Annotated in this window: 2 protein-coding genes; both read left to right on the forward strand. The window is 42.5% G+C overall.

Going from position 1 to position 1,282, the window contains the following annotated elements; all coding sequences use genetic code 11:
• The coding region (locus tag Q0200_RS01455; protein ID WP_297936919.1) for a hypothetical protein at nucleotides 1-516 on the forward strand (516 nt) is incomplete at its 5' end.
• The coding region (gene lgt, locus Q0200_RS01460; RefSeq protein ID WP_297936921.1) for a prolipoprotein diacylglyceryl transferase at nucleotides 513-1,282 on the forward strand (770 nt) is incomplete at its 3' end. The genes Q0200_RS01455 and lgt, both read left to right, overlap by 4 nt.

Raw genomic sequence — 1,282 nt, forward strand, 5'->3', positions numbered from 1 at the left:
GCGCTAAATTTCGCTCTGCCGCCGAGCGCAAAGCTTTTTAGCGAGCTAAATAAAAATCCAAAATGGATAATAACAAACGATAGCGAAGCAAACGCCAAAGGACGCGCGCTATACGAGGAGTCGATAAAAGGCGAGAGTATAGAAGAGATCGCGAAAGACTTCGCAAATTTGAAAAAATATTTTAATGCGGAGTTTTTTTTCGAGGGCGATAAGGCGCGCCTTGAAGGCTTTTATAAAAAATGCAAATTTAGCCCAAATTTAAACGTCAGCGCGCTTGATAGCCTAACAAACGAGCTTTCGTTTTTCTCCTCCGTCGTCGAGCTAAAACAAGACGAACAGACGAAGGAAATTTTGGGCGTTTTGCTAAGCTCCTATCTGCTGCCCTACGCTAAAAAGCTAGCCCCCGTCCTGCAAAACGAAGCAAAAAGTAAATTTTACCGCGCGATGGGCTATCTTTTCGAGGATTTTGCGAGCGGTATCGAAAATACGCTAAAAGTCAAAGTCGTACCTAGATGAGTTGGTGGAACGACTTTTATATAAATTTTGATCCGGTCGCATTTGAGCTGTTTGGCATCAAGGCGCACTGGTACGGGATAATGTACGTCCTGGCGCTGCTCGTGGCGCTCGGGGTGGCTAAATTTATCGTCAAGCGCGATAATATGCAAATTTCAAATTCGCTGCTTGATAACTATTTCTTTTGGGTGGAAATCAGCGTGATACTGGGCGCGAGGCTCGGCTACATCGTCATTTACGATCCAAATACCGCTTATTACCTCACTCATCCTTGGCAGATTTTTAACCCCTTTCACAACGGCGAATTCGTCGGTATCCGCGGCATGAGCTATCACGGCGCTGTGGTTGGCTTTTTGCTAGCGACAATTTTATTTTGCAAAAGATATAAGCAAAACGCTTGGCAGTTGCTTGATCTTTGCGCCATTTGCATACCTTTTGGCTACACCTTTGGCAGGATAGGAAATTTCTTAAATCAAGAGCTTTTTGGCAGGGTTACAGACGTGCCTTGGGCGATAAATGTCTTTGGCCAGCCAAGACATCCAAGCCAGCTTTATGAAGCATTCTTAGAAGGTTTAGTTATTTTTGTCATTTTATTTTTATATAGAAAATATAAGAAATTTAATGGCGAGCTCATAGCACTTTACGCCATTTTATACACATTTGCAAGATTTATTTGTGAATTTTACAGAGAGCCTGATTCTGGACTTGGATTTATTATTTTTGGTCTATCGATGGGGCAAATTTTATCACTTATTATGTGTGGGTTGGG

The sequence above is a fragment of the uncultured Campylobacter sp. genome (genome assembly GCF_938045225.1).
In the GTDB taxonomy this organism is placed as follows: domain Bacteria; phylum Campylobacterota; class Campylobacteria; order Campylobacterales; family Campylobacteraceae; genus Campylobacter_A.